The organism is Bacteroides sp. RCH18 (assembly GCF_058231005.1).
In genome coordinates this window covers 1,391,300-1,412,581 of record NZ_JBIPTC010000001.1, presented here as the reverse complement: position 1 = coordinate 1,412,581, position 21,282 = coordinate 1,391,300, and the positions used below count along the sequence as shown (strand labels likewise).

The window sequence follows — 21,282 nt, the reverse complement described above, 5'->3', positions numbered from 1 at the left end:
GATGTTAAGGTATAAGATATGAGATTAATAATTAAAGGTGCAGTAGCGCTCTTTCTTTTATTGGCTATCAGTATTCCGCTAAGTGCTCAATACATAGTGCAGGGTGTGGTGACTGATTCTCTGACTAGAGAACCCTTATCTTATGTATCTGTACGTCTGAAAAACACGACCGAAGGAACGACTACCGGAAGTGACGGACGCTTTTATTTCAAAACTCATCGCTCCGAAGGAGTGCTTGTGATCTCAACCGTAGGCTATAATGAATATAGCCGACTGATCCATCCGGCACGTAATCTTTCGTATAAAGTAGCACTTTCTCCCGCTACATACGCGCTCAACGAAGTATTGGTGAAGCCTAAACGCGAGCATTACCGTAAGAAAGACAATCCCGCTGTGGAGTTTGTCCGTCGGATGATAGAACATCGTGACGACCATTCTCCTAATGAGAAAGACTTCTGGCAGCGCGACCGTTATGAGAAGACTACCTTTGCGCTGAACAACTTCGACGAAGAGAAACAGAAGAAATGGCTATACCGCAAATTCGATTTCCTGATAGAATATGTAGACACTTCTGCCGTCACCGGAAAACCGATACTGACCGTCTCTGCCCGTGAACTTCTTGCTACGGACTACTACCGCAAATCTCCTCATTCCGAAAAGCAGTGGGTGAAGGGACGCAAGCAGGCAGGAGTCGATGAATTCCTTTCCAAACAAGGTATGCAGGCTGCTATTAATGAAGTCTTTAAAGACGTGGACATTTACGAGAACAACATCTCCCTGTTCACCAATAAGTTCGTCAGCCCCTTATCCCGCATCGGGACAGGATTCTACAAATATTATCTGATGGATACCTTGCAGATCGGCGGTGAAACCTGTGCGGATCTTGCTTTCACTCCTTTTAATTCCGAATCTTTCGGCTTTAACGGGCACTTGTATGTCACGCTCGACTCTACCTACTTTGTCAAACGTGCCGTGCTTAACTTCCCGAAGAAGATCAATCTGAACTTTGTCGATTATATGCTGCTTGAACAGGAATTTAAGCGGGCAGAAGACGGTACCCGTCTGCTCGACCATGAAAGTATCACCGTAGAATTCAAACTGACCGAAGGACAGGATGGTATCTTTGCCCGTCGGGTGGCGGATTACAGTCGTTATTCTTTCCTTCCGACCGAGGAAGCCGATAAAGCCTTCACCAAACCGGAACGTATCATCGAAGAAACCGAAGCGCTGTCCCGACCCGAAACTTTCTGGGCGGAGAATCGTCCGCAAGCAGCCATCTCGCAACAGGAGAACTCCGTAGACCGCCTGATGGCGCAACTGCGTGGCTATCCGGTCTATTATTGGACGGAAAAGGTGCTATCCATTCTCTTCACCGGATACATCCCGACCTCCAAAGAAGCCCCTCTTTTCTATATCGGTCCCATGAATGCCACCATCAGCGGGAATACGCTGGAAGGACCGCGTATCCGTGCCGGTGGAATGACGACCGCATGGCTCAACCCTCATCTGTTCGGCAAAGGCTATATCGCTTATGGCTTCAAAGACGAAAGGCTGAAAGGACTGGCGGAAGTAGAATACTCCTTTAAAAAGAAAAAGGAATATGCCAATGAATTCCCCATCCACTCACTGAAAGTACGTTATGAATCGGACGTAAACCAATACGGACAAAACTATCTGTACACAAGCAAAGACAATGTCTTCCTTGCCTTGAAGCGTGAGAAGGATGATCGTATCGGCTATTACCGGCAAGCGGAAATGACCTATACCAATGAATTTTATTCCGGCTTCTCCTTCCAGCTCACGGCACGCAGGCGGACGGATGAATCGAGTTACCTGATTCCTTTTCTGCGGAAAGACGGTGAAGTTTACTCTCCGGTCAAAGACTTCTCTACCAGTGCGGCGGAGTTGAAGCTGCGCTATGCCCCGAACGAGAAATTCTTTCAGACACAATGGAACCGCTTCCCCGTATCGCTGGATGCTCCGGTGTTTACGCTGTCGCATACCATTGCCGGAAAAGGAGTGCTGGGAAGTGATTACACCTACAATCATACCGAAGCAGGTGTACAGAAACGTTTCTGGTTTTCCGCTTTCGGCTATACGGATATTATCCTGAAAGCGGGGAAGGTATGGGATAAAGTTCCCTTTCCGTTGCTCATTATGCCGAATGCGAACCTTTCCTACACCATTCAGCCGGAATCCTATTCGTTAATGAATGCTATGGAGTTTATGAATGATGAATACTTTTCGTGGGACGTCACCTATTTCCTCAACGGGTGGTTGTTCAATCGTATCCCATTGTTGAGAAAACTGAAATGGAGGGAAATAGTTTCCTGTCGTGGACTTTATGGGCATTTGAGTGATAAGAATAATCCGGATATGACAGACGGTTTGTTCGCTTTTCCGATAGCAAGTACCCGTACAATGGGAAAAACACCTTACGTGGAGGCGGGTGTGGGTATTGAAAACATTTTCAAGGTATTACGTTTAGACTACGTCTGGCGGCTCACATATAGGGATTCGCCCGATATTGACAAGTCCGGCCTGAGAATAAGTCTTCACATGACCTTTTAAAAGTTAAATCCTGCTAATTGCAATGTTTATATAGCAAACAAAGGTCGCTTTAGTAATTAATTAATCTTATTTTTGCATCAATTTTAGTTTAATTTTAATAGAATAGAAATGAAACAAGAAATTAAACCCGCTACTGGACGTCTTGGCGTGTTGGTAGTTGGAGTAGGTGGTGCGGTTGCCACCACAATGATAGTAGGTACACTAGCCTCTCGCAAGGGACTGGCAAAACCGATAGGATCTATTACACAGTTAGCCACAATGCGCATGGAAAACAACGAAGAAAAACTCATCAAGGACGTTGTGCCCTTGACTGATTTGAACGACATTGTTTTCGGTGGATGGGATATTTTCCCGGACAACGCATATGAAGCTGCTATGTATGCCGAGGTTTTGAAAGAAAAAGACCTGAACGGTGTGAAAGATGAACTGGAAGCTATCAAGCCGATGCCGGCAGCTTTCGATCACAACTGGGCAAAACGTCTGAATGGTACACATATCAAGAAGGCTGCTACCCGTTGGGAAATGGTAGAACAACTCCGTCAGGACATCCGCGACTTTAAGGCTGCCAACAACTGCGAACGCGTTGTTGTACTGTGGGCTGCAAGTACCGAAATCTACATTCCGTTATCAGACGAACACATGTCACTCGCTGCTTTGGAGAAAGCAATGAAAGATAACAACACAGAAGTTATCTCTCCGAGTATGTGTTATGCATACGCTGCTATTGCAGAAGATGCTCCGTTTGTGATGGGTGCTCCTAACTTGTGTGTGGATACTCCGGCCATGTGGGAATTCTCTAAACAGAAGAATGTTCCTATCTCCGGTAAAGACTTCAAGAGCGGTCAGACACTGATGAAAACCGTATTGGCTCCGATGTTCAAGACTCGTATGCTGGGTGTGAACGGTTGGTTCTCTACCAACATCCTCGGTAACCGTGACGGTGAAGTGCTGGATGATCCGGACAACTTTAAGACAAAAGAAGTTAGTAAGCTGTCTGTAATCGACACCATCTTCGAACCGGAAAAATATCCGGATCTCTATGGAGACGTTTACCACAAAGTACGCATCAACTACTATCCTCCCCGCAAGGACAACAAAGAAGCATGGGATAATATCGACATCTTCGGATGGATGGGTTATCCGATGGAAATCAAGGTAAACTTCCTTTGCCGTGACTCTATCCTCGCTGCTCCTATTGCACTTGACCTGGTATTGTTCAGTGACTTGGCTATGCGTGCAGGTATGTGTGGCATCCAGACTTGGTTGTCATTCTTCTGCAAGAGCCCGATGCACGATTTCGAACATCAGCCGGAACACGACCTGTTCACACAATGGAGAATGGTAAAACAGACATTGCGTAACATGGTTGGTGAAAAAGAACCTGATTATTTAGCTTAATTAAATAAGTGGAGAGTTGAAAGTTGAGAGTTGAAAGTGGTTGCAATGTAATTGCGGCATTAGACAACTTTTAACTTTCAACTTTTATTTTGGAGCACATCCAAATCATCCTCCACTCTCAATTTTCAACTCTCAACTCTCAACTATTAATGAAGAGACCTTCCTTTCTACCTGTTTTAATAGGCACGGGCTTTGGCTCTGGTTTTTCTCCTTTTGCTCCCGGTACGGCCGGGGCATTGCTGGCTTCTATCATCTGGATTGCACTTTACTTCCTGCTTCCTTTCACTGCTTTATTATGGACGACTGCTGCTTTGGTGGTTCTTTTTACCTTTGCAGGCATTTGGGCTGCCAATAAGTTGGAGTCTTCTTGGGGCGAAGACCCGTCACGTGTGGTGGTCGATGAAATGGTAGGTGTGTGGATTCCGTTGCTGGCAGTTCCCGACAATGGACAGTGGTATTGGTACGTGATAGCGGCTTTTGCTCTGTTCCGTATTTTTGATATCGTAAAGCCATTGGGAGTACGCAAGATGGAGAGCTTTAAAGGTGGAGTAGGGGTAATGATGGATGATGTACTGGCGGGTGTATATAGTTTTATCTTGATAGCGGTGGCACGATGGGTGATTGGCTGAAAAGAGTTGCACGGATGATCTCGCAGAAGGGTGGAGTCTTTATGTTTTTAAGGGCGCAGCTTTCGGCTCAAATGGCGACTATTGCAGACTTTCTGGTGACTATCCTTCTGGTAAGGCTATTTGATGTCTACTATGTATATGCTACCTTGGCGGGCGCTATCTATGGAGGAATTATCAATTGCATTATCAATTATAAATGGACTTTTAAATCGAAAGGGAAAAAAACGCATGTTGCTGTAAAATTCATAATAGTGTGGGTTTGCAGTATTTGGCTGAATACGTGGGGGACGTACACTCTGACGGAATCGTTAGCGAAAATTCCGTGGGTACGTGATACACTCAGCCAATATTTCGGTGACTTCTTCATCATCCCTAAAGTGGTGGTGGCAGTCATTGTAGCGTTGTTCTGGAATTATAATATGCAGCGTTTCTTTGTTTACCGGAATATAGATATAAGAAGCTTGTTTAAAAGAAATTGAAAGAAAACAGAAGATTTAGATAAAAACAGATTTAGGTATATGAATTACAGAGATTACTTACAGCAACTGATTTATAAGATTATCAACCCTTTGATACATGGGATGATTAAAATAGGAATCACCCCTAATTTTATCACTACTACCGGATTTATTCTGAATGTGGTAGCGGCAGGTATGTTTGTCTATGCCGGTATCTGTGGCGGACAGAATGATTTGTCCATCCTTGGATGGGCAGGAGGTGTGATCCTTTTTGCCGGATTGTTCGATATGATGGACGGGCGTGTGGCACGTCTGGGAAACATGAGTTCCAAATTCGGTGCCCTCTACGATTCTGTGCTCGACCGTTACAGTGAGTTGATGACTTTCTTCGGTATCTGTTACTATTTGTCAGTCAAAGATTATTTCATTTACGCTATCATTGCATACTTTGCTTTGCTCGGTTCGCTGATGGTGAGCTATGTGCGTGCCCGTGCCGAAGGTCTGGGCATTGAGTGCAAGGTTGGATTTATGCAACGTCCGGAGCGTGTGGTTCTGACAAGTCTCGGAGCCTTGTTCTGCGGTGTATTCAAAGATATTACCGCTTTCGATCCGATGCTGATATTGATGGTGCCTTTGACAATCGTTGCTGTGTTCGCCAATATCACAGCTTTCGCACGCGTGAGACATTGCTATAAGGTGATGACAGCGAACGAAAAGAAGAATGACTAATTAAAATAACATCCTTAATGATAAAAACAATTCAAATGCCGTCGAAGAAAGAAACCTTGACCGTTATTGTCATCATGGCTCTTTTTCTTCTGCTGACAGCTGCCTGTATCGGACTCCGTTCCGAACATCTGCTGATGGCGGCACTCTATCTGGTTTTATTTTTTGCCGGACTACCTACCCGGAAGCTGGCAGTGGCCTTACTGCCTTTCGCCATTTTCGGGATCTCGTATGACTGGATGCGTATCTGCCCCAATTACGAAGTAAATCCGATTGATGTAGCCGGACTTTATAATCTCGAAAAGTCGTTGTTCGGAGTGATGGATAATGGTGTGCTGGTTACTCCTTGTGAGTACTTTGCCGTGCATCATTGGGCGGTGGCAGATGTCTTCGCCGGCATCTTCTATCTTTGCTGGGTTCCTGTGCCTATCCTGTTTGGGCTCTGCCTGTACTTTAAGAAAGAGAGAAAAACTTATCTTCGCTTTGCATTAGTCTTTTTGTTTGTCAACTTGATCGGCTTTGCCGGCTATTATATCCATCCGGCTGCTCCCCCCTGGTATGCTATCAACTACGGTTTCGAACCGATACTGAATACTCCGGGCAATGTGGCGGGCCTCGGTCGCTTCGACGAAATTTTTGGCGTGACTATCTTCGACTCCATTTATGGAAGAAACGCAAACGTCTTTGCTGCCGTTCCTTCCCTTCATGCGGCATATATGGTTGTGGCATTGGTGTATGCCATCATCGGCAAATGCAGATGGTACGTGATTGCCCTTTTCTCTGTTATCATGGCAGGTATCTGGGGAACAGCGATCTACTCTTGTCATCACTATATTATAGATGTACTCCTTGGAATCTCCTGTGCACTGCTCGGCTGGCTGCTCTTTGAATACGGACTGATGAAGATTCGCGGATTCAGGAACTTCTTTGACCGATATTATCAGTATATTAAATAGTGAAGAACAAATACCGCAATATATTCCTGGCTTTTGGCATTGTCGCCGTCCTGATCATGATATTCACTTTCGATATGGATTATCAGGAACTTTGGGCAAACTTGAAAAGGGCAGGAGTGTATTTGCCTTTGGTATTATTGCTGTGGCTGTTCGTTTATCTGATTAATACTACATCGTGGTACATCATTATACGTAGCGGAGGGAAGCCGGGGTTTTCATTTGCCCGGCTTTATAAGTTTACCGTTACGGGTTTTGCCCTGAATTACGTAACTCCCGTCGGACTGATGGGCGGTGAGCCGTATCGCATCATGGAACTGAAACCGTATATAGGAGTGGAGAGAGCCACTTCTTCGGTGATTCTCTACGTAATGATGCACATCTTTTCTCATTTCTGCTTTTGGCTGAGTTCTGTCTTGCTATACCTTTGCCTCTATCCGGTAGGGTGGGTGATGGGAACCATTTTGGGTGCAATCACCGTCTTCTGCCTGCTGGTAGCAGTGCTGTTTGTGAAAGGATATCAGCATGGGATGGCAGTCGCTTTCGTTCGTCTGGGCAGTCATCTTCCTTTTCTAAAAAAGAAAGTCATCCGTTTTGCCGACTCCCATCGGGAACAGTTGGAGAACATTGATAAACAGATAGCCCTGCTTCATCAACAGAAGAAGGGAGCTTTTTATGCCACTTTATTCTTGGAATATACGGCACGTGTGGTCAGCTGTCTGGAAATCTGGCTGATCCTCAATGTGCTGACAAGGAGTGTCAGTTTTGCAGATTGCTGCCTGATTGCGGCCTTCTCTTCTTTACTGGCCAATCTTTTGTTCTTCTTGCCTATGCAGCTGGGTGGCCGTGAGGGGGGATTTGCCCTTGCGGTAGGCGGGCTTTCCCTTTCCGGAGCTTATGGAGTCTATGCGGCATTGATCACTCGCGTGCGTGAGATGGTCTGGATTGTGATAGGGCTTGCTTTGATGAAGGTTGGAAATAAAAAGTAGCCTTATTTTACTATAATTTCCCAGTATCCGTTTTTGTTTGATCCAACTCGCTGAATCATACCTTTTTGCTTTAATGATGTGATCAGACGTTCGCTATGCCTTAGGCTGATACCTAGAAGTCCGGCGATTTCTTTGGCGGTAATTTGATTGTTTTTTCTCAAAAGTTCCAGAACTTTTTGTTCGTTTATACCGACATTTATACCGACATTTATACCGACATCCTTTGTCGCTTTCATTGTTACTATAGGATCGCCTTGCCGTTTCTTTAGTGTTTCGTATATTTCTTGTAGCATGAAGTCAATGAAGATACCACTATTTACAGCATCTTACAAAGATAGCATTAATTTCCTTCAGAGGAGATATCCTGATGATCTATTTTATAAAGGTAGAAAACTCCAATTGCTCCGACTTAGTTTGGTCGGGCAATTGGAGTTTTCTTGTTTATAGGCTATTCAATTAAAACTTTTCTTGATTTCTGCCTCATGCTTTCCAGTTATTTTCCGCATCGAAGCAAGGGCACGCTTTCACCCATTCTTCCGGTTCTATCTCTCCGTTTTCATTCCGGTCGGGGCTAAGGTCACGGTGACCGCATACGCGGCATTCCGGATAATCTTTCAGTAAAGTAAGAACCAGTACCCGCAGTGAATGTTTCTGCCATTCGGTCCGGGTATCTTTGGGGCGACCTTTGCTGTCGAGCCCGCCTTCATAGCAGATACCGATACTTTCTCTGTTGAAACCTTTGGCGTGGGCACCGACCTTTTCTATCGGTCGGGTAGACTTTATATCCCCGTTTTTGCGGATATAAAAATGATAACCCGTTCCGTTGAATCCGCGTCGGCGATGGCAGACGTCCAGGTCATATTCCGTGAAATCCTTGTCTTCGCGTGTGGCGGAGCAGTGAATTACGATTAAGTTGATCGTTCTCATGATTGTACGGCATTATGCTTCAGAGATGGATGCCTCGCTTTGTGTACGCTGTAGACACTCTTTGTTTGCGCACTGTAATGCGGCAGCCTGTGCCAGTTGTTCTCTTAACGAAAAGATTTCGGTGTGCATCTCTTTCACTCTCGCGCTCAGGTCGAAATAATCTTTCAGTACCTTTTCCAGCTGTTCCATCAGGAAGGTATACTGGTCTTTCACCAGTTCACTGAATTCTTTGACGTCTTGCGCCATCGCTTTGCGCTTTTTACGATTACCCAGAAAAGGGAGGATAGTCATAATAATCTCGATAATTTTATCTAGCATTTTTTTAATGGATAATTGATAATGGATAATTGATAATGGGGAGAGTTGTACATTAAGGTTAGTTCGATATAGTATCTCTCATTCTGAGCGAAGCGACGAACCTAAGACTGACTAAAAGTCGGTAGTATCTTAATTCTCCTCCTTCGGGAAGGAGGAGTCCCCGTAGGGGGAGGTGGTAGGTGAATGCATAACTCTGTTATTTACAATAGAATAGGAATAAACCTTGTTTTACCTACCACCCCGGCTTTCAGCCACCCCTCCTTCCCGAAGGGAGGGGAATTGAGATACTATTGACTTTTTAGTCGGATTCAATTGGGAGGGCTGCTCCAGTGTTTTGTACTGCCCTTTCCCCAAAAAAGTCCTGTTAAACTGTCGGGTCCGGAGCTTCTTCATCGCCTCCGCTGTTTCCACCGCCTCCGGCATTTCCTCCGCCGGCATTTCCTCCGCCGGCATTTCCTCCGCCGGCATTTCCGCCTTCCGTATCACCTTTGCTTGCCAGTACAAATTCCACGTTGTTCTCGCTTCGTGTGCTGGTGTGACTTGCGTTCACCAGATGCAGTGCCTTATCCGCTACAAACCGGACATTCACCCTGCGGATGCTTCGGACCGTGCAATCTTTTTCCTTCTCTGTCCCCTCGCTGCACAGGGTGATGTGAAACGTTCCCAGACCGTCGATCTTCACTTTGTCACCTTGAGTGAGTGATAGTCGGAGTTGTTCAACGAAAGCTTCGATGGCATGTTTTACATCTCCTGCTGTGAGTGAAGAGTTGGCTTCGATGGCATCTGCCAGTTTTTCGACGTCCATCACTCTCACTGTACCCGATTTCTGACGTACGTAATATAACATCGGGGAATTCTCCTGACTTACGTACTTTCTGCGCTGATAGCGTTCTACTGAAACATTCATAAATTTAAAAAGTTAAGGTTTAAGTAATAATTATTTTGTTTCTCTACGACATTACAAATATACGAAATATAAGAGGCGAAGTCAAGCATTATGCCGTTTATTTTATGGTAAATATGAAATAAAATCGGAAAATATCTAATGTTGTATTATGTAATATAATATTATTGCTATGGTCCCGGTTCATCTTTTTATTTTGCTTGTTTTAGTAATACTTCCAATGGTGGTGTATAGTCCGTAATTTTCGTTAGAGAAGGGTTGTGGCTGAAGTATGCGTTCCCTGTCTCTCCATTGCGTTGTTTGGCTACGATGACTACCCCCAGTCCTTCGGTCGGGTAGCCGCTTTCCCGGTCGGTAGTGAGCCGTGCCAGTGCAGGGCGGTAGAGCAGCATCACTACATCCGCGTCTTGCTCGATGGCGCCGCTTTCGCGTAGATGGAACAGTTCCGGCCGACCACCGGGACGGCCTTCCGATTCGCGGTTTAGCTGGCAAAGCAATACGACGGGAACATTCAGTTCCTTGGCGAGCAATTTGGCTTTACGGCTGGCTTGTGCCACTTCCTGTTCACGGTTGCGGTTCTTCTGTCCGGTGCTCATGTCGCAAAGTTGCAGGTAGTCGATGATGATCAGGTCGCATGCATCCTTGCTTTTAAGGAGCCGTGCGCTGGAACGTACATGGTCCATGCTGATCGAAGTACTGTCGTCTACGTGTATCGGCAGTCGTGCCAGTGCTGCGGCGGCGGTGTGCGCTTCCGCCACTTCGTGCGGGTTGGGGATGCCTGTACGCCAACGGTAGGGGTTGATATCGCCGGCGGACAACAGCCAGCGGTCGGCAAGGCGTTCTCCTTGCATCTCAAGGCTGTAGACGGCGACGGCAAATCCCTGCATGGCAGCCTGCCGCGCCAGATGGAGGGCGAAGGCGGTCTTTCCGACCGAGGGGCGGGCGGCGATGGCAATGAGTTCTCCGTTTTGCAGTCCGGACGTCATGCGGTTCAGGTCCGTCAGGCCGGTGGGGATGCCGGTGATTCCGTTTGCGCTCTTGGCGATACGTTGCTCGGCTTCTTCCATCGTGTCGGTCATCAGCGTGTCCATGTCGCGCATGTGGTCGTTGTGTCCGAATTCACCTTCCATGCGATCGAGCAGGTTGTGCGCGTCTATCAGCGTGTCGGCTATGTCCATTGTTTCGTCCAGAGAGCAGGCGAGGAGTTTGTTGAGTCCCAGTATCATTTCCCGCCGCAGGTATTTCTCGTGTACGATCTGCATGTGATATTCGATGTGTGCCGAGGTGGCTACTTTGCTGCTCAGTTGCGTGATGCCGAATGCTCCTCCGGCTTCTTCCAGCTTGCCCCGGTGGGCAAGTTCTTCTTTTACGGTGAGGATGTCGATCTTCATTCCTGCCTGGTACATGGCCAGCAGGGCGGCGTAGATCACTTGGTGACGCATGCTGTAGAACATTTCCGGACGCAGCGTGTCGGCTACGAGCGGCATGGCTTCCTGTTCTATCAGGCAGGCGCCCAGTATGGCTTCTTCTATCTCCGGAGCCTGCGGAGAAACTCTGTTGTCAGTATTCATATTCATTCAGAAAGGCTTTATTGGATAAATAACTGCAGGCATGTAACATGAATTTTGTATTTGCCTGATGATAATAATAATCTTCGATATGGTCGATGGCGAGTTGCTGTTCTTTTTCGCTCAGCTTTTTCCAGATACGCTGCGCCTTGGCGATGTTCTCTTTGGGGAGCTGCAGGATGTTGTGGTAGTCGTCCCAGAAGAGGCGGAACTTTTCGTCGCTGGCTTTTTTCTTTTGGAGCTGTCGGCCGGCAGTAGGAATGGGCATATTTACCCAGCTATCATAATTGACGATGCGGATGTGCAGGGCAGCGGTATTCTTGTGTGGGATGATTTCGATCATTCCTTTAGTTTGCAGATGTTGTATGAAACGGTAAGTTCTGCTCGCCGACCAATGCAAGATGACGCTCCAGCTGCGGTAGCTGTGCAGACTTTCGCCTCTTTGACACACTATGACGTTGTTCCAGTAGTCGGTGTGCTGCGTTTCTGAGTAGTTGGTTTTCATGATAATTTTCAGGAAGGCTTCAACCTCTCCTTCGTGGGTGTCACAGTTTGTGAATTGCTCTGTCAGCAGAGTTTTGGGGACGATGATGTAGCCATACTTGATGTCTTGCGGATTCATTTTTTGCATGTAAGATTCTGTTTTAAATTTTGCCCGAAATTAGGTTGATTGCTTCAAAATACCTAAATGGGGGTACGTATATGGATGTGCATGGATGTACTAAATCTTGTGAGGACGTAAATTGTAGTTTGGCGGTGTGTGTTACCTGTTGTAGCAGGCGTGACGAAAGAAAGGAAGAAAACAGAGGCTCCGTTTGGATGAAACGGAGCCTCTGTCTGTGGTAAACGAAGCTTCTGTTTGGTTGTTTTGGAGCCTCTGTTTGGAGGGTGAAGGTACTCATTTTGGTGAAACGCATAGCGGAACACTTTTAAGGTGATATAATACTTTGATTATAAGTGTATTATAGCGGATTTTGGAAAAAGTCTGAAACGCATAGCGAAACCATAATAATAGAATAACTAATAAATTATATATTTAAAAATATATAGTTCGATTTTCTTTTTGAGGACGATTCATGTCAGGCGTCATGCGATTCGTTGGGGCAGCTGTCCGGCAGTGAAATGAGAGGAGGTCCCCAGTGCGCCCAAATAATTTGCTGCATCTTCGGGCTTAGGATGATGGTATGCTCTGTGTAATCTGCCTTTTCCAGTTCCGATTTCAACGATAAGTTCTCGTCGATTTTCTCTCGCATGCTTTTTCTTGCCGAACTGCAGCTTGCATGATTCGGGAAGTATTCCGTAGCGAGCTGGGTAAAATGTTTGAACCCGTTGATCATGTAGCCTTTTGTGACTTCTTTTTCTGTTTTTGTCATATTCAATTTATTTATTTGATATAAGCCACTGTTTGTGGTTTATTTTCTGCAAAGTTATGAAAAATAAATTGATTGAATAGTATAAAATTATTTAGTTTTATTTTTCGTTTTTACATCTGTAAATTTATATGTATGTACCTACTTCCTTAAATTTGTAATTAGGTATATTTGTTAATTATAATAACCATTTATTTGTGGCGAAGACTTTATGAAAAAAAACATAGCGGTTTCTTTTTTTGTTGTTTTACTCTCAGGCGCATGGGGAAATTTGTTGGTCGGATCATTCTGCCGATGAATGAGTATATGTCTGAAGGGTATTTTGGAGAGATGCTAAAATACCCTTATATTTATCGCATAATTTATTTAATAGTGATTAAAATGTTAAAAGTAGTAGCATTTATGAAGCAAGTAGCCAAGGGACTACAGATGGAGGGAAACTTTGGTACTGCGCACGTCTACCGTAGCAGTCTCAATGCCATCATTGCTTATCGTGGGAAAGGGGATTTTACATTTCATGAGGTAACCCCTGAGTGGTTAAAGGGCTTCGAAATTCACCTTCGTGGCCGGGGATGCAGTTGGAATACTGTATCTACTTATTTACGCACGTTTCGTGCGGTCTATAATCGTGCGGTAGATTGTCGTGGGGCTGTTTATGTACCGCATCTGTTTCGTTCTGTATATACCGGCACGCGTGCGGACCGTAAGCGGGCATTGTGTGATGAGGATATGCAGAAGGTATTTGCCAAATTGCCTTCGTCTCCTGCCGTGACTCCTGCTATGCGTCGTACGCAGGAACTGTTTGTCCTGATGTTTCTGCTCCGTGGGTTGCCGTTTGTCGATCTTGCCTATTTGCGTAAAAGTGATTTGCACGACAATGTGATCACTTATCGCAGGCGGAAGACCGGTCGTCCTCTGTCGGTAACGTTGACGCGGGAAGCGATGGTCTTATTAAAGAGGTATATGAACCGTGACAGTTCTTCTCCTTATCTGTTCTCTCTGTTGGAGAGCCGGGAAGGGACGAAGGAGGCGTATCGCGAATACCAGTTGGCATTGCGCGGCTTCAATCAGCAACTGTTGTTGCTGGGGCGATTATTAGGGCTGGGCGACAGGCTGAGTTCATACACGGCACGTCATACGTGGGCAACGACAGCTTATTATTGCGAAATTCATCCGGGTATTATTTCCGAAGCAATGGGGCATTCATCCATTACGGTAACGGAGACGTATCTGAAACCTTTTAGAAATAAGAAAATTGATGAAGCCAATCAACTGGTGACGGATTTTGTGAAACGGACAGTTTCTGGATTAATAGCTTGATTATTAGTACCGTTACTTTGTAGGTAACGGAGCTGAATAGCGTTGCAAAGATGGATATATTTTGGAAAACATGCAAACAAAAATGATATTTTTTCTGATAAACAACTAAAAAAAGACAAATAACACAATAAAACAGCGGATTTCTTAGCATTAAACTTTTGTAGCTTTTAATTTTAGATAATAGATTTCCCTCCCCTCTGCCGCCTCTTAGAAGCAGGGGTAAAGATGTTTCAGCATTCAACAAATGATTTTTCAGTATTATCTACCCTCTCAGGGCAGGTACAAAGGTTTTCCTGTTACCTACAAAGTAACGGGTAAAAAGTATTGGGAGTAAGTTTCTTGTTCATCCCCCTGTGGAGTATGAACACAAGTAAAACAAAAAAGAAAAGGAGGTTATACTGAAAATGAATGGGGACAACACATGAGGATTTTAAATCAACAATGCGAGACTATATTTTTATTATTTAATTTATAAATTAAAAGTTTTTTTATTATGAACAAAAAGTTTTTAAGTGTGGTCGTGTTTGGAGCGCTGTTGGCGTCTTCTGCAGGCACATTTACGTCTTGTAAAGACTATGACGACGACATCGATGCGGTAAACGGCAGAATCGATGAACTCGCAAAAAGTCTTTCAGATTTGCAGGCCAAAGTTGGGTCTTTTGTAAAGTCTGTTACTTATGATCCGGCTACGGGAAAATTGACTGTGGTAGATGGAGAGAACAACAGTGTGTCTTATACTATCGGACAGAATTTGCCGACTTATTCAATTAGTGTGGATAAGGAAGGTAAAATTTCGCTGTTGAAAGACGGTGAAGTTGTTTCGTCCGGTACTATTACATTCCCGGATGCTCCTACAACTCCAACCATTCCTGACGCTTTTGACCCTTCTAAACTGACAGTGGATGCTGCGACAGGCAAAGTAATGTATGATGGTAAGGAAACTGGTGTAACTATACCTGGTGACGGAGTTCTTAGTATTGAAGATAAGAAAAACGCTGAAGGCGTTGTTATCGGCTATACTATTAAGTACAAAGATCAGGCTGTTACATTTGCTTTGAATGACGTATTGACTCTGAAAGGTCTTGTTTTCAAATCTGATTTGTTTGTAGACGGTATCGAAGCTATCGAATATCCTTATTTGGATTATACATACAAGGCAGGAAGCACTGCAGCTACTACTCAATGGGAAGATGAGCAAGCAGAGAAAGTTCTTTGTAAAGTAATTACCGATTCGAAAGAATGGAACTATACAGGTGGTACCGGAGCTCAATATAATCCGATTGAATATATTAATTATCACTTGAATCCGTCTAGTGCAAAAGTAAGTAAGGAAGATTTGTCTTTTGTATCCAGAGATGTTGAAGTGATTTCTTCTCGTGCTTCAGTGGCTCTTCCTGAAGTTGCTGACATGAAACCTGCTGATGAAGGTATCCTTCCTGTAGGATTCAGAGCAATAGGAAAGGATATCAAACAAGAAGGCGAAGGTTCTATTATGGCTTTGCAAGCAATTGTTAAAGCAAAAAGTGATGCTCAGGCAGATACAACTGTAACATCTGATTACGCATTGCTTTATGCTTCTAAGGTGACTCCTCAGGCTATTGCATTTAATGATGCTGTTCTAGTTGCTGAAGATTGCCAGGAATCTGCCAATCCGGACGAATTGTTCAAGACTGTAGAAGGTGCTATCACACATGCTCCTACTTTGACAGTTGCTTATAATAGTTCTATTGATTTGAAGAAGTTGTTGACAATTCACTATAATCGTGAAGGTCAGCCGGAAGCAACAAAAAATGATGGTACTCATAAAGTTTGGGCTTACGGAGATGAAGCTAAGTATGGTTTGAAGTATGACTTTGCGTTCATTCAATATACATCAGGTCAAAATGTAACTTCTGACAGTAAATATGCAGATGCAAACACTATTAAAGAAGGTGTACTTACTCCGCGTATTGTAAACTCAGATGGTGAGACTCTTAACGAACAAGGTGTTTCTTCTGTAGGAAAACGCCCGTTGGTTAGAGTACGTGTGACAGATGCGGATGGCCGCGTTGTCTTGGCTGGATTCATTAAGATCGAAATTGCAAAACAGGTTAATGATATCGTTACAGACATATTCAATAAAGGTACTCACAACTTCGGATGTGATGAGGCTGATGCTATCTTGACATGGTCTGAGATCTCTTATCAATTGCTTGAAAAAGCAGCTGTTCAATCTAAGGATGAATTCGATGCTTTATATGAATTCGATGTAGATGATAGTGGTGTAGCCAAACAGTATGCTAAATCAGCCGACGGTAAGTCATTTGTTCCGGCTGCGATTGCACAGGTTATTGGTGTAGTGAAAGAAAAGGCAGATGAAACTGGTACAACAAATACAGTTCTTCACTGGACTTTGACTACTGCAGAACAGTCTGGTGTTTATGAAATGGCAGGTCATACAGCTACTATTTATGTAAGATATGTCAGCAAGCTGAATACTACATCTCATGCTCCTATCTACATGCCTTTGAAGATTACTGTCGCTAAACCTCAGGGAACTGTTGTTACTAAGTTGACTAACTACTGGTATAATGACGGTGACGTTGCTAAGGATGGTCAGAATACTCGTCTGAATGTTCCTTATCCGAAGGACAATGGTAATACAAATGATTACATCGTTGACTTGAACCAGGTATGGGAAAAGGGTATGCCTACATTTACTCCTTCTGCAAACTTTGCTTCTTATACTGATGTAATATTTGCAAATCAAAACGGCGCTGCCGGAGGTTATAAGTATTACTTCGATGCTGATCAGAATGTATTGACTGTTGATGGAACTAAGTATACATTGTCAGTAGATAATGCTACAGCATCTTGTATTACAGGCGGTTCATATAAAGCTACAGCTCAGAACATGATCGATCATGCTTTGAAAGTAGATGCAGGTGTATTCACAAATACGAAGTTGTATGCTAATGGAACTGTTATTGCAACAATCGATCAGAACACTGGTAAGATTACTTATGAAAACAATGATATTTCTAAGAAATTGTTGAATGCATATAGCCATAGTGCAGCTAAGCATTTTGCTAAGATCGGTATTTGTGCATACAGTCCTTGCGGAATCGCAATGTCTTTGACGAACAATACATACAATGCATACTTCCTCCGTCCTATCGACGCAGTAGGTACAGATGGTGGAGAATTCGTTGACGCACATGCCAATGGTTCTACTCTGGATATCGCTAAGTTGTTCAACTTCCAGGATTGGCGTAATGTTAAGTTCGTAGATGGAACTGACTATTCAAACAGCTGGTTGTATGCATTCTACGGATTGAATAAGGTAGAAGTGAAAATTGGTGCTGCTACAACTACATTAAGTGGTGGTAAGCTAGGAGAGACTTTATTGTCAAGCAAAACAGATAAAATCGAATTGACTCAGACAGATAAAGATGGTAATGCTGTTGCTTCTGCTACTTTAAATCTTTCTTCTTATAATACTGAAGCAAGTGGTACGCAAGCTACATATGATGCAATTGTTGCAGCTATGGGTAAGATCAAGTATGTAAACAACGGTAACAACGTTCAAACATTTGAACTGCGCATCCCGGTTGAGTTCACCTATACTTGGGGTACTGTGAAGACTACAGTAGATTGTACAGTTAAGAGTACAATGGGTAACTAATAGTAAAGGTTTCATTACTAAACACTGATAAGGAGGGTGCGCCGATCATTGGTGCACCCTCCTTCACAATAAGAATTGAAGGCGGAATGAAAAAGAAAGATCTGTTATATATATGTGTGTTGGTTGCCGTTTCTTGTTTCTTGTTCTCATGCGGAGAAAAAAAGAAGCAGCTCACTCCCAAAGAAGAATTCTTAATGGGGTTGACAGCTGAAGATACGGTGCAAGTACTTACCATATCACGCAGTTGCATGGATACATTGAAAGCCGGAAATATAGATGAAGCGCTGAAGATGCTTTTTGTCTTGCGTGATGGAAAAGCGATACCTCTTCCCGCTGAGAAGGAACAACAACTGAGGAAAAATTTCAAGTATTTTCCTGTTGTAGATTATAAATTGGATTATTATTCTTTTTCAAGTACGGATAATAACGATGTGAAGTTTCAGATAGAGTTTTTCAAGCACACTAGTCCGGATGATCATACGCCAAATACAATTGGATTCATGTTTAATCCGGTGAAAATAGACGGAGTTTGGTATCTTGTCGTTAAAGAGGCTACCAAGGAAACTACTGATAAGTAGTAGATGAATGGTGACGAGTACTGTTGTCATTGGTTTTTAGACTTTTAAACAGGTTTTGATTATGAATATAAAAAAAATATTAGTTGCTGTATTTGCGTTGAGTACTACAATAGCATTTGCGCAGGAGCAACGTATCAAAGAAGAAAGTAAAACGATATTTAAACCTCATTGGTTTATTCAAGCACAAATAGGAGCTGCCCATACTGTAGGTGAAGGAGAATTTACTGATCTTATTTCTCCGGCAGCTGCTCTTAATGTCGGTTACAAGTTTGCTCCCGCATTCGGCGCACGTGTCGGTGTAAGTGGCTGGCAGGCAAAGGGGGGATGGGTCAATCCGCGTCAGAACTATCAGTATAAATACCTGCAAGGGAATGTAGACATCATGGCCGATCTCAGTACTTTGTTCTGTGGCTTCCATCCGAAGCGTGTGTTCAACGGCTATCTTTTTGGTGGAGTAGGACTGAACCGTGGTTTTGACAATGACGAAGCAAATGCGCTCGATACCCGTACTTATGAGATGGAATATCTCTGGCAGGAAGGTAAGTTCCTCGTTGCCGGACGTTTCGGCCTTGGTTGCGACCTTCGCCTAAATGACCGCCTGTCTATCAATATCGAAGCGAATGCCAACGCCTTGTCTGATAAGTTCAACTCCAAGAAGGCCGGTAACTGTGACTGGCAACTGAATGCCCTTGTCGGTGTAAGTATCAAACTGGGTAAAAGCTACACAAAAACCGCTCCAGTCTATTACGAACCGGAACCGGTAGTGACGGAACAACCCAAACCGGCTCCTGTAGTAGAAAAGCCGCAACCCAAAAAGGAAGTGGTGATTGAACCGATGAAGCAGAATATCTTCTTTGCCTTAAACTCTGCAAAGATTCAGGACGATCAACAAGCCAAGATTAGTTCTTTAGTAGAATATCTGGAGAAACATGCCGCAGCCAAAGTAAGTGTGACAGGATATGCTGATAAGGAAACCGGTAACCCGAATATCAATATGACTTTGTCGGAAAAACGTGCAAAGAATGTGATTGATATGTTGAAAGCTAAAGGAGTGGCAGCTGATAGAATTATTATTGGTTATAAAGGAGATACGGTGCAGCCTTATCAGAAACCTGAAGAAAACCGTGTATGTATCTGTATAGCGGAATAATATTTGTAATTATAACTCTCTTTTCTTAAAAAAGATATTCCCTATTCTCATGTGAGGTGTTTTTTCCCCACATTTTTCGTATTCGTACGAGAAATCCTCACATGAGATGAATAGGAAGTGCGGGCTTGTGAAAGTCTGTGTTTCCACAATAGACCCCTTTCTTCACTTGAATGTGAAGAAATTGTATCAGGGGGTAACAGTATAAGATTATACTTGTGAAAGTGTACCTTATCCTGCCCCAAGGAGGATGCCTGCCCTTTTTTCCCTGGAGGCATCCTCTTTTGTTTTTTGTATCTGAAGGTGCGTGTATCAAAAGTTAAAAGTAACTAAATTCCCCTCCTTCAGGAAGGAGGGGAATTTAGTTACTTTTGACACACCTTCTTTTTGTTATTATACAGATAGAACATTGATTAACATACTGTCCATACAGCTCTAAAATCAATGAATATATGTGTATCGGATAGCTTCGGTTACGAAAATACTCTTATATTTATCGCGTAATTTATTTAATAGTGATTAAAATGTTAAAAGTAGTAGCATTTATGAAGCAAGTAGCCAAGGGACTACAGATGGGGGGAAACTTTGGTACTGCGCACGTCTACCGTAGCAGTCTCAATGCCATCATTGCTTATCGTGGGAAAGGGGATTTTACGTTCAATGAAGTAACCCCAGAGTGGATAAAAGGCTTCGAGATTCACCTTCGTAGCCGGGGATGTAGCTGGAACACGGTTTCCACCTATTTACGCACATTTCGTGCGGTCTATAATCGTGCGGTAGATTGTCGTGGGGCTGTTTATGTACCGCATCTGTTTCGTTCTGTATATACCGGCACGCGTGCGGACCGTAAGCGTGCATTGGATACTGAAGACATGCAGAAAGTATTCACCAAATTGCCGCAGTCGTCCGTCGTGACATCTGACATGCGTCGTACGCAGGAACTGTTCGTTTTGATGTTTCTGCTCCGTGGTCTGCCTTTTGTCGATCTTGCCTATTTGCGCAAAAGTGATTTGCACGACAATGTGATCACTTATCGCAGGCGGAAGACCGGGCGCCCTTTGTCAGTGACTTTAACTCCGGAAGCGATGGCCATATTAAAGAGGTATATGAACCGTGACAGTTCTTCTCCTTATCTATTTCCGTTATTAAATAGTCGGGAAGGGACGAAGGAGGCTTATCACGAATACCAGTTGGCACTCCGCAACTTTAATAGACAGCTGATGTTGCTAGGTGAAATGTTAGGACTGGGGGATAAACTTAGTTCATATACAGCGCGCCACACTTGGGCAACGACAGCTTACTATTGCGAAATTCATCCGGGCGTTATTTCTGAAGCTATGGGGCACTCTTCGATCACAGTGACCGAGACGTATCTCAAGCCCTTCCGGAATAAGAAAATAGATGAAGCCAATAAAAAGGTGATGGATTTTATAAAGCGCTCAATGTCAGTGGCAATGTGCTGAATTTAAGCCTGTTACTTCATAGGTAACGGAGCTAAATAGCGTTGCAAAGATGGAGATATTTTGGAAAACATGCAAACAAAAAAGATATTTTTTCTGATAAACTACTAAAAAAAGAGAAATAACACGATAAAACGGCGGATTTCTTTTTATTAGACCTTTATAACCTTCTAATTATATTCAAAGATTTCCCTCCCCTCTGCCTCCTCTTTGAAGCAGGGGTAAATAAGTTTCATTACTAAATCATACAGTTTTTCATAAAGAAGGCTTCACGAGAGCCAGGACAAAGGTTTGCCCGTTAC

Annotated in this window: 19 protein-coding genes; 12 read left to right on the top strand and 7 right to left on the bottom strand. The window is 43.8% G+C overall.

From position 1 onward, the window contains the following. Positions 1-18: 18 nt before the first annotated feature. The 7 genes from ACHLI0_RS05670 to ACHLI0_RS05640 all read left to right on the top strand — a co-directional run bounded on the left by ACHLI0_RS05670 (position 19) and on the right by ACHLI0_RS05640 (position 7,724). Positions 19-2,571: a DUF5686 and carboxypeptidase-like regulatory domain-containing protein gene (locus tag ACHLI0_RS05670; RefSeq protein ID WP_414202963.1), complete on the top strand. Its 2,553-nt coding sequence runs from the start codon at positions 19-21 to the stop codon at positions 2,569-2,571. Positions 2,572-2,679: 108 nt separating this feature from the next. Next, entirely contained in the window at positions 2,680-3,969 is a 1,290-nt protein-coding gene (locus ACHLI0_RS05665; RefSeq protein ID WP_008764779.1) for an inositol-3-phosphate synthase, read from the top strand. A gap of 149 nt (positions 3,970-4,118) precedes the next feature. After that, a complete protein-coding gene (locus tag ACHLI0_RS05660) occupies positions 4,119-4,598 on the top strand; it encodes a phosphatidylglycerophosphatase A family protein (RefSeq protein WP_008764780.1) in 480 nt (159 codons plus the stop codon). 14 nt (positions 4,599-4,612) lie between these two features. After that, on the top strand, positions 4,613-5,077 hold the full coding sequence (locus ACHLI0_RS05655) for a GtrA family protein (protein ID WP_008764781.1): 465 nt from the start codon (positions 4,613-4,615) through the stop codon (positions 5,075-5,077). Between the two features lie 39 nt (positions 5,078-5,116). Continuing rightward, positions 5,117-5,785, top strand: a complete 669-nt coding sequence (locus tag ACHLI0_RS05650) for a CDP-alcohol phosphatidyltransferase family protein (RefSeq protein ID WP_368118572.1) — start codon at positions 5,117-5,119, stop codon at positions 5,783-5,785. A 17-nt stretch (positions 5,786-5,802) separates the two neighbouring features. Continuing rightward, a complete protein-coding gene (locus ACHLI0_RS05645) occupies positions 5,803-6,738 on the top strand; it encodes a phosphoinositol dihydroceramide synthase (protein ID WP_032840672.1) in 936 nt (311 codons plus the stop codon). Next, positions 6,738-7,724, top strand: coding sequence for a lysylphosphatidylglycerol synthase transmembrane domain-containing protein (locus ACHLI0_RS05640; protein ID WP_490748629.1), 987 nt, complete (start codon positions 6,738-6,740; stop codon positions 7,722-7,724). The genes ACHLI0_RS05645 and ACHLI0_RS05640 overlap by 1 nt, the downstream gene beginning before the upstream one ends. 2 nt (positions 7,725-7,726) lie before the next feature. Here the strand turns inward: ACHLI0_RS05640 and ACHLI0_RS05635 are convergent, their stop codons facing one another. The 7 genes from ACHLI0_RS05635 to ACHLI0_RS05605 all read right to left on the bottom strand — a co-directional run bounded on the left by ACHLI0_RS05635 (position 7,727) and on the right by ACHLI0_RS05605 (position 12,814). Next, positions 7,727-7,960 (bottom strand): winged helix-turn-helix transcriptional regulator, encoded by a 234-nt coding sequence (locus ACHLI0_RS05635; protein WP_490748628.1) that lies wholly within the window; start codon positions 7,958-7,960, stop codon positions 7,727-7,729. A gap of 244 nt (positions 7,961-8,204) precedes the next feature. Then, positions 8,205-8,651: an N-acetylmuramoyl-L-alanine amidase gene (locus ACHLI0_RS05630; protein ID WP_234119362.1), complete on the bottom strand. Its 447-nt coding sequence runs from the start codon at positions 8,649-8,651 to the stop codon at positions 8,205-8,207. 12 nt (positions 8,652-8,663) lie between these two features. Beyond that, complete coding sequence (locus ACHLI0_RS05625) at positions 8,664-8,969, bottom strand: hypothetical protein (RefSeq protein ID WP_195583970.1); 306 nt, start codon at positions 8,967-8,969, stop codon at positions 8,664-8,666. Positions 8,970-9,333: 364 nt separating this feature from the next. Next, a complete protein-coding gene (locus ACHLI0_RS05620; protein WP_490748627.1) occupies positions 9,334-9,876 on the bottom strand; it encodes an HU family DNA-binding protein in 543 nt (180 codons plus the stop codon). Positions 9,877-10,064: 188 nt separating this feature from the next. Next, entirely contained in the window at positions 10,065-11,444 is a 1,380-nt protein-coding gene (dnaB, locus tag ACHLI0_RS05615; RefSeq protein WP_490749551.1) for a replicative DNA helicase, read from the bottom strand. Continuing rightward, a complete protein-coding gene (locus ACHLI0_RS05610) occupies positions 11,434-12,072 on the bottom strand; it encodes an LvrA C-terminal domain-related protein (protein ID WP_490748626.1) in 639 nt (212 codons plus the stop codon). The genes dnaB and ACHLI0_RS05610 overlap by 11 nt, the downstream gene beginning before the upstream one ends. Positions 12,073-12,520: 448 nt before the next feature. Continuing rightward, positions 12,521-12,814, bottom strand: coding sequence for a DUF4248 domain-containing protein (locus tag ACHLI0_RS05605; protein WP_178068250.1), 294 nt, complete (start codon positions 12,812-12,814; stop codon positions 12,521-12,523). A 378-nt stretch (positions 12,815-13,192) separates the two neighbouring features. On the opposite strand from ACHLI0_RS05605, the gene ACHLI0_RS05600 reads away from it, so the two are divergent. The 5 genes from ACHLI0_RS05600 (at position 13,193) to ACHLI0_RS05580 (ending at position 20,983) form a co-directional block, all read left to right on the top strand. Next, positions 13,193-14,131, top strand: a complete 939-nt coding sequence (locus tag ACHLI0_RS05600) for a tyrosine-type recombinase/integrase (RefSeq protein WP_373150928.1) — start codon at positions 13,193-13,195, stop codon at positions 14,129-14,131. A gap of 493 nt (positions 14,132-14,624) precedes the next feature. Beyond that, positions 14,625-17,795, top strand: a complete 3,171-nt coding sequence (locus ACHLI0_RS05595) for a hypothetical protein (RefSeq protein ID WP_490748625.1) — start codon at positions 14,625-14,627, stop codon at positions 17,793-17,795. An 86-nt stretch (positions 17,796-17,881) separates the two neighbouring features. Then, positions 17,882-18,373: a hypothetical protein gene (locus ACHLI0_RS05590; RefSeq protein ID WP_490748624.1), complete on the top strand. Its 492-nt coding sequence runs from the start codon at positions 17,882-17,884 to the stop codon at positions 18,371-18,373. Positions 18,374-18,434: 61 nt separating this feature from the next. Further along, positions 18,435-19,523: an OmpA family protein gene (locus tag ACHLI0_RS05585; RefSeq protein WP_490748623.1), complete on the top strand. Its 1,089-nt coding sequence runs from the start codon at positions 18,435-18,437 to the stop codon at positions 19,521-19,523. Positions 19,524-20,044: 521 nt separating this feature from the next. Then, positions 20,045-20,983, top strand: coding sequence for a tyrosine-type recombinase/integrase (locus ACHLI0_RS05580; RefSeq protein WP_490748622.1), 939 nt, complete (start codon positions 20,045-20,047; stop codon positions 20,981-20,983). The last annotated feature ends 299 nt before the right edge of the window (positions 20,984-21,282 follow it).